Origin of the sequence: Falsiroseomonas oryziterrae, assembly GCF_021864505.1 — a bacterium.
Classification (GTDB): Bacteria; Pseudomonadota; Alphaproteobacteria; order Acetobacterales; family Acetobacteraceae; genus Falsiroseomonas; species Falsiroseomonas oryziterrae.
In genome coordinates, this window is sequence record NZ_JAKJIB010000238.1 from 1 (window position 1) to 6,613 (window position 6,613).

The following is a 6,613-nucleotide window of genomic DNA, read 5'->3' on the forward strand; positions in this document are numbered from 1 at the left end:
TCCCGCCAGGCGTCCTCGATGGCGCGGCCGGGCGGCGTGGCGAGCCACGCGTCGAGCAGCGCCATCGCTTCCGCATGTCCCGCCAGGCCGGCAGCCGCGGCCGCATCGCGGACCGCCTGGCGCTCGGCGGCGTCGAGCGTGCCGTCGGCCCAGGCCACCAGCACGAGCGGCACCCAGGCGAGCGCCGCGACCGCCGCCGGCGCAAGGTTCAGCGCAACCCAGTGATCCAGCACGCCCTCGTCGGTGATGCCCGAGGCGCGGGCCATCGCCTGCTTGCGCTCTGCGACACGGTCGCGTTCGCGCAGCCGTTCGAGCAGCGCCTCGTCCTGTCGCGCGAAGAACGCGTCCTCCAGCACCCGGCCGCGTTCCTCGAGAATGCCGGCACTCATCCGCCCGCCTCCCCTGCGTTCCGGGAAAGGCTAGACCGAGCCCGCCAAGCCTTCCAGGGCGGGCGGCGCGTCAGAGGCCGAGGATGGTGCGCGTGGCGAAGCCGGCGGCCGCGGTGACGCCGAGCGTGCGCACCACGCCCAGCTTCAGCACGAAGAGGCACACGGCAGCGAGCGCCGTCAGCGCCAGCGCATCCGGCACCATGCTGAGCGGGTCGGGCAGGCCGAGCGTCAGCGGCCCGACCGCCGTGGGCTCGACCCTCGAGAAGACGACGCGGAGCCCGAACCAGAGCGCGAGATTCGCGATGACGCCGACCACCGCCGCGGTCACGCCCGCCAGCGCACCCTTCAGCCGCGGCGCATCGTGCAGCCGCTCGACATACGGCGCGCCGAGGAAGATCCATGCGAAGCAGGGCGCGAAGGTCACCCACACCGTCAGCAGCGCCCCGGCGAAGCCGCCGAGCACGCCCGCTTCCCGATAGGCAGCCAGGAAGCCGACGAATTGCAGCACCAGGATCAGCGGGCCTGGCGTGGTCTCCGCAAGGCCGAGTCCGGCCAGCATCTCCTGCGCCGTCAGCCACCGGTAGCTCTCCACCGCCTCCTGCGCGACATAGGCGAGGACCGCATAGGCGCCCCCGAAGGTCACCACCGCCATCTTCGAGAAGAACCAGGCGATGTCGCCGAAGAGCCGCACGTCGGTCAGCAGCGCGACCGGCCAGACCCAGAGCAGCAGCGCGACGAGCCCGGCCCGCCGGGCCAAACGCGCCATGCGTTCGGAGCGCCCGGGATCGGCGGCGAGCACGGCGTCGAGCAGGGCCGGCGCCTCGTTCTTCGCCGCCCCATGCCCGCTGGCGGCGAAGGCCTGCGGAAGCGCATAGCCGATCAGCGCCGCCGCCAGCACGACGACGGGGAAGGGGACCGCGAAGGCAAAGAGCGCGAGGAAGGCCGCGACGGCCACGAACCACGGCAGCGCGCCGTTCAGCGCGCGCCGCGCCACGCGCAGCAGCGCCTCCACCACCAGCACGAGCACGGCGCATTTCAGGCCGAAGAACAGCGCCGCGACGACCGGCACCGCGCCGAGCGTCGCGTAGATCAGCGACAGCGCCATCATCACGACGACACCGGGAAGGATGAAGAGCAGCCCCGCCGCGAGACCGCCCCTCACGCCATGCATCAGCCAGCCCAGATAGGTGGCCAGCTGCTGTGCCTCCGGGCCCGGCAGCAGCATGCAGAAGTTCAGCGCGTGCAGGAACCGCGCATCGCTGACCCAGCGCCGTTCCTCCACCAGCTCGCGGTGCATCAGCGCGATCTGCGCGGCCGGCCCGCCGAAGGACAGCAGGCCGATGCGCCACCAGACCCGCACGGCGTCCCAGAAGCTCGGAAACCCAGGCTGCCGCGTCCCGTCCATGCTCGCGCCCCATCGCGGGGCGCGGGGTAGCGCAGCCGCCGCCACCTGCTATGGTCTGGCGGGGCAACGCGTCAAGCGCTGCCCCCGGCATCACCCCGGCGTCAGGACGCCCTCCGGCGCGCGCCGCCCCGCCGGTTCTCGTTGGAGGCCTGCTCCTCCATCTCGCTGCGGGCCTCCTCGATGAAGGCCATGTTCACCTCGGACTCGGCAAGGCGCGTCAACTCCTCGTCCATGCGCTTCTCCTCGGCCAGGGTCTGCCCGAGCATCTCGCCAAGCTCGGCCATCCCTGCCGCCTTGGCGAGCGACGCCATCGTGCCGTAGGCCGCGATCTCGTAATGCTCGATGCGCTGGGCAGCGGCGATGAGCACCACGTCCATCATGGCGCCCCTGTCGTTCTCCTCGATCTCGTGGCTCGCCTCCTCGATGAGGCCGCGCATCGCCTCACAGACCTTGCGTCCGGGCTTGGCGCCGAGCAGCTCGAGCGCCTGCTCGACCCGTTCGACCTGGCCCTCGGTCTGATCGATATGCATCTGGAAGCCCTGCTTCAGACGCTCGTTGGTGGCGTTCTTCATCATCTTCGGCATCGCCCGCAGCGCCTGCTTTTCCGCGCTGTAGGCATCCTTCAGCTGCTCCACCATCAGCTTCGTGATCTCGTCCATGCGTCGTCCTCCGGTCCAGCCGCGGCCTGCGGCGTCGCGGTCGGAACGGGGGCATGGCGGCCGGGTTGCCGCGACGGCTGAGACTATTCGGCCGCCAGCAGGGACTGGCCCGGTCGCACGCGCGTGAAGGCGACCGGCTGCCAGCCGAGGCCGATGCGGCCATCGGGACCGAGCGTCGTCACCGTCGCCGCCAGGCCATCCGTTTCGGGCGCGGTGCGCGGCGCATCGTCGCGCCAATGCGCACCGCGGCAGGCCGCCCCGCACCATGCGGGTGCAGCCGGATTTCCCGAGCAGCCCCTTCACCGCGACCGTCACGCGAAGCTCCGGCGCGCCCGTCTTGGCGTGCAGCGCGCCGAGCAGCCCGGCGCCGCCGGAGCCGAGGACCAGCACATCCGTGATGCGTCGCGTGACGGGACTGGCCATGCGGGCGACCTTGTCAGCGAGGTGGGCCGGGCAGGGTGGGTCGCGGCGGCGCGCCCCGCAGCGCAATTGCCCGAACGGGATAGCCCTGCCGGTTGCCGCCAGGGCGGCTCACGGGAAAGCTCCTGCCGCCTGGGATGGCGGAAGGGAGTGGGTCCGATGCGAGCGAAGATGCTGATGGCCGTGACTGCCGCGCTGCTCGCGGGCTGCGCGGCGCCCGATGGCGGCGGAACCCAGGCCGGCGCGGCGCCGCCGGGCTTCGCCTGCCCGCCCACCGGGACGGTCATCGCCTTCGCAGACGGCCGCCGCCTGACCTATGGCGGCGCCGCAACCGGCGATCCTTTCGTCTGCGAGGCGCGACGCGCCGATGGAGGCACGGCACGGATGCTGGCGAACCACTTCGAGGTCCCGCTGCAGGACGAGGCGAACATCCGCCGTGGCATGGCCGCGCTCTTCCCGCTGCGGTCCGGCAGCAGCACGAGTTTCGTGCGCGACCGTCGCACCGCTGACGGTGCGCTGGTCCGCTTCAGCGAAAGCTGGCGTGTCCTGCGGGAGGGTTCGGCCGAGATCGGCGGCGTCACGCGCAGCGTGCTGCTGATCGAGCATGCCGAGGAGATCCCCCAGATCGGCGGCTATTCAGGCGTCTGGACCTATCTCTACGACACGGAGGCACGCGCCATCGTCGGCGGAGATCTCCGGGTGATCCGCGGCGTGAACCGGGCGCCGAATTGGCGCGCGGCCAGCGTCTCCGTGCCGCGCTGAGTGGACGGGCCCCGGCAGGGACGTCAAGCGACGCCCAGCTTCGCCAGTGCGGCGGCGCGGCGGTCGGCCACGCTCCGCTGCACCTCGGCGTGGGGACTGCCGCCATGGCTGTCCATCGCGACCAGCAGGGGGCCGAAGTCGCGGATGCGGAACGTCCAGAGGCTCTCGGGATGCAGGTCGTCGAGGTCCACATCCTTGATCGCCTCGATCCAGGTGGTCTCCAGCGCTGCGGTGCCGCCGATGATCGCGAGATAGACGCCGCCGAGGTCCTTGAAGGCGCACGCGCTGTCCTCCCGCAGCCCACCCTTGCCGATGACGATGCGCACGCCCTCACGCTCCATCAGCGGGCGGGTGAAGCGCTCCATCCGGGGCCTGGCAGAGCAGGTTGTCGGCGCGTTCGGCGACGCCGATGTTCTCGATCGTCGTCGCCAGGATCGCCTTCGCCGTGCCGTCGGTCTCCGCGGCGTCGAGGCGCGTGAAGCCGGACTTGATGTCGTCGGGCAGGATCCTGAGCGCGCGGATGTAGAGCAGCTTCGCTGCCTCCTCGATCGCCTCGGGGGCGATCCGCAGGGGCTCGGCCGCGGCCTTGGTCATCAGCGTCATCGGCGTTCCGACTCAGACCAGCAGCGACAGACCGGATAGCAGAAGCAGGCCGAGCAGCGCGACGCGGAAGCCCTGCGCGGGGAGCACGCGATAGGCGCGCAGGCCGACCCAGGTGCCCGCGAGCAGCGCGGGGACGGAGAGTGTGGCGAGCAGCAGGGCCTCGGCCGTGAAGAAGCCGGCGACCGCCAGTCCTACACTCGTGATCGCCTGCATGGCGGCGATGAAGGGCTGCAGCAGGGCGCGCGTCTCGCGTGGCGGCATACCCTGGATGTCGGCCCACATCGCGGGCAGCGCGCCCACCACGCCGCCGATGCCGCCGAGGATGCCCGACGCGAAGCCGACCGCCGCGTCGCGCGCGGGCCCGTTGGCCACCTGCGGCGGTGCCATGCGGAGCGCGAGGCGGGCCAGCATGTAGCCGGAATAGACGACGAGCAACGCGCCGACGCCCGCCACGATGGCGGGCGCAGGGCCGGTTGCGAGCATCCAGAGCCCGAGCGGCACGCCGAGCGTCGCGGTGACGACGAAGAGGCGGAGGCGCGGCCAGGCGATGTCGGGCCAGACCGCCCGCGTGCCGATGGACTGCACGATCAGGCTGCCGATCACGAGCACCGGCGCGGTCAGGCTCGGCGGCATGACGTGCAGCAGGATGCCGGCGGCCACCATCACGAAGGCGAAGCCGGCCATGCCGGCGCAGACGGCGGCGACGAAGCAGCCGGCCGAGACGAGGAGCGCGTCAGCCCACATTCAGCAGGAACAGCAACGCGGCGCCGAGCGCGACGCCCGCCGAGCGAAGCCCGGCGGCAAGATGCGCGGCCAGCAGGATCACCAGCGCCGTCTCCGTCGCCTTGAGCATGCCGTTGTCGGCCCAGCGCAGGAAGCCCTTGGCGTCGAGGGCGGCACGACGGCGAACTCGTCGGGCACCGCGTCGTCCGTCGCATCCTTCGGCTGGAAGGTGCCGCGCGCGCGCGACCACTTGTCGAAGAAGGGCGCCATGTCGGTGGCGAGATCGCGGATCACCGGCAGGTTGGCGAGCGGCCGCAGCTCCAGCGCGCCATCCTGCGCGACGCGCTTCACATGCGTCCGGCAGGTCCAGCGCGCGCGGCCGTTCACCTCCATTGCGCACGACCCGCACATGCCGACGCGGCAGGCGAAGCGGTAGGCAAGGGAGGGATCGATCTCGCGCTGGATGTGGGTGACGACGTCGAGCACGGTCCGGTTCTCGCGTGCCGGCACCTCGTAGCGGGCCATCGCGCCGCCCTCGGCATCGCCGCGCCTGACGCTGACCTTCAGGACGTCCCCTTGCATCTTCAAAGGCTTGCATGGTCTTCTATAAGACACAAGAGCTCTGGAATCCCACAAATGAAACAGCGTGGTGCCGATCTCCTGGTGCGGGGGCTGCAGGCGGCCAGGGTGACCCGGATCTTCACCCTGTCCGGCAATCACATCATGGAGGTGTTCGACGCGCTGGTCGGGTCGGGCATCGAGATCGTGCACACGCGGCACGAGGCGGCGGCGGTGCACATGGCGGACGCCTATGCGCGGCTGACGGGCCGCATCGGCGTCGCCATGGTCACGGGCGGGCAAGGGCACGCCAACGCCGTCGCGGCGCTGCCCACCGCGCTCGCGGGCGAGGTGCCGGTGCTGCTGCTCTCGGGTCATGCGCCGCTCGCCGAACTCGGCAACGGTGCCTTCCAGGAACTGCCGCAGGCGGCGATGGCCGAGCCGGTCTGCAAGGCGGCCTGGACCGCGCGGAGTGGCGCGGGCCTCGCCGCGGATCTGGCGCGCGCGATCTCCCTCGCCCTGTCGGGCCGGCCGGGCCCCGTGCATCTCAGCCTGCCGACCGACCTGCTGGAGGCGGAGGTCGGCGATGTCGCCACGCCCGAGGCCGCGGCCTTCGCGCCCGTGGCGATGCCGCTCCCCGCCGAGACGGCGCGCATGGCGGCGGAGATCGTCGCGCGCGCCGCGCGGCCGGTGCTGATCGCGCCCCCCTCGCTCGTCACGCCGCATGGCGTCGCGGCGCTCGCCGCGCTGGAGACGGCGACCGGTCTCCCGATCGTGCCGATGAACGCACCGCGCGGCCTCGCTGACCCGACGCTCGGCGCACTCGCGGAAATGCTGCCGGAGGCGGATCTCGTCGTGCTGCTCGGCAAGCCGCTCGACTTCACCACGCGCTTCGGCCGGCCGGCGGCGCAGGCGCGCTTCGTGGTGCTCGAGCCGGAGGCCGCGCTGCTCGGCCGGGCGCAGCGGCTGCTCGGCGAGCGGCTGGTGCTCGGCGCGCTCGCAGATCCTGCGTCCGCGGTGGCTGCGCTGACCGCCGCAGTGACGCGGAGCCCGGCGACCGGCTGGGCGAAGCGGCTGCGCGAGGCGGTGGCCTG

The 6,613-nt window shown here is 72.2% G+C and carries 9 protein-coding genes; 2 read left to right on the forward strand and 7 right to left on the reverse strand.

Going from position 1 to position 6,613, the window contains the following annotated elements:
* The 3 genes from L2I40_RS16675 to L2I40_RS16685 all read right to left on the reverse strand — a co-directional run.
* On the reverse strand, positions 1-389 hold a 389-nt coding region (locus L2I40_RS16675; RefSeq protein ID WP_237216324.1), incomplete at its 3' end, for a hypothetical protein.
* A gap of 70 nt (positions 390-459) precedes the next feature.
* Positions 460-1,794: a chromate efflux transporter gene (gene chrA, locus L2I40_RS16680; RefSeq protein WP_237216325.1), complete on the reverse strand. Its 1,335-nt coding sequence runs from the start codon at positions 1,792-1,794 to the stop codon at positions 460-462.
* Positions 1,795-1,895: 101 nt separating this feature from the next.
* Positions 1,896-2,453, reverse strand: coding sequence for a ferritin-like domain-containing protein (locus L2I40_RS16685; RefSeq protein WP_237216326.1), 558 nt, complete (start codon positions 2,451-2,453; stop codon positions 1,896-1,898).
* Positions 2,454-3,050: 597 nt separating this feature from the next.
* Here L2I40_RS16685 and L2I40_RS16690 point away from each other — a divergent pair.
* Positions 3,051-3,635 (forward strand): hypothetical protein, encoded by a 585-nt coding sequence (locus L2I40_RS16690; RefSeq protein WP_237216327.1) that lies wholly within the window; start codon positions 3,051-3,053, stop codon positions 3,633-3,635.
* Positions 3,636-3,658: 23 nt separating this feature from the next.
* Here L2I40_RS16690 and L2I40_RS16695 read toward each other — a convergent pair whose 3' ends face one another.
* The 4 genes from L2I40_RS16695 to L2I40_RS16710 all read right to left on the reverse strand — a co-directional run bounded on the left by L2I40_RS16695 (position 3,659) and on the right by L2I40_RS16710 (position 5,543).
* Positions 3,659-4,000 carry a fumarate hydratase C-terminal domain-containing protein gene (locus tag L2I40_RS16695; protein WP_237216328.1) on the reverse strand — a complete coding sequence of 114 codons (342 nt, stop codon included), beginning with the start codon at positions 3,998-4,000 and terminating at the stop codon, positions 3,659-3,661.
* A complete protein-coding gene (locus L2I40_RS16700) occupies positions 3,966-4,238 on the reverse strand; it encodes a hypothetical protein (protein WP_237216329.1) in 273 nt (90 codons plus the stop codon). The genes L2I40_RS16695 and L2I40_RS16700 overlap by 35 nt, the downstream gene beginning before the upstream one ends.
* A gap of 12 nt (positions 4,239-4,250) precedes the next feature.
* A complete protein-coding gene (locus L2I40_RS16705; protein ID WP_237216330.1) occupies positions 4,251-4,982 on the reverse strand; it encodes a sulfite exporter TauE/SafE family protein in 732 nt (243 codons plus the stop codon).
* Positions 4,983-5,060: 78 nt separating this feature from the next.
* A complete protein-coding gene (locus L2I40_RS16710; RefSeq protein ID WP_237216331.1) occupies positions 5,061-5,543 on the reverse strand; it encodes a 2Fe-2S iron-sulfur cluster-binding protein in 483 nt (160 codons plus the stop codon).
* A gap of 54 nt (positions 5,544-5,597) precedes the next feature.
* On the opposite strand from L2I40_RS16710, the gene L2I40_RS16715 reads away from it, so the two are divergent.
* The coding region (locus L2I40_RS16715; protein WP_272910979.1) for a thiamine pyrophosphate-binding protein at positions 5,598-6,613 on the forward strand (1,016 nt) is incomplete at its 3' end.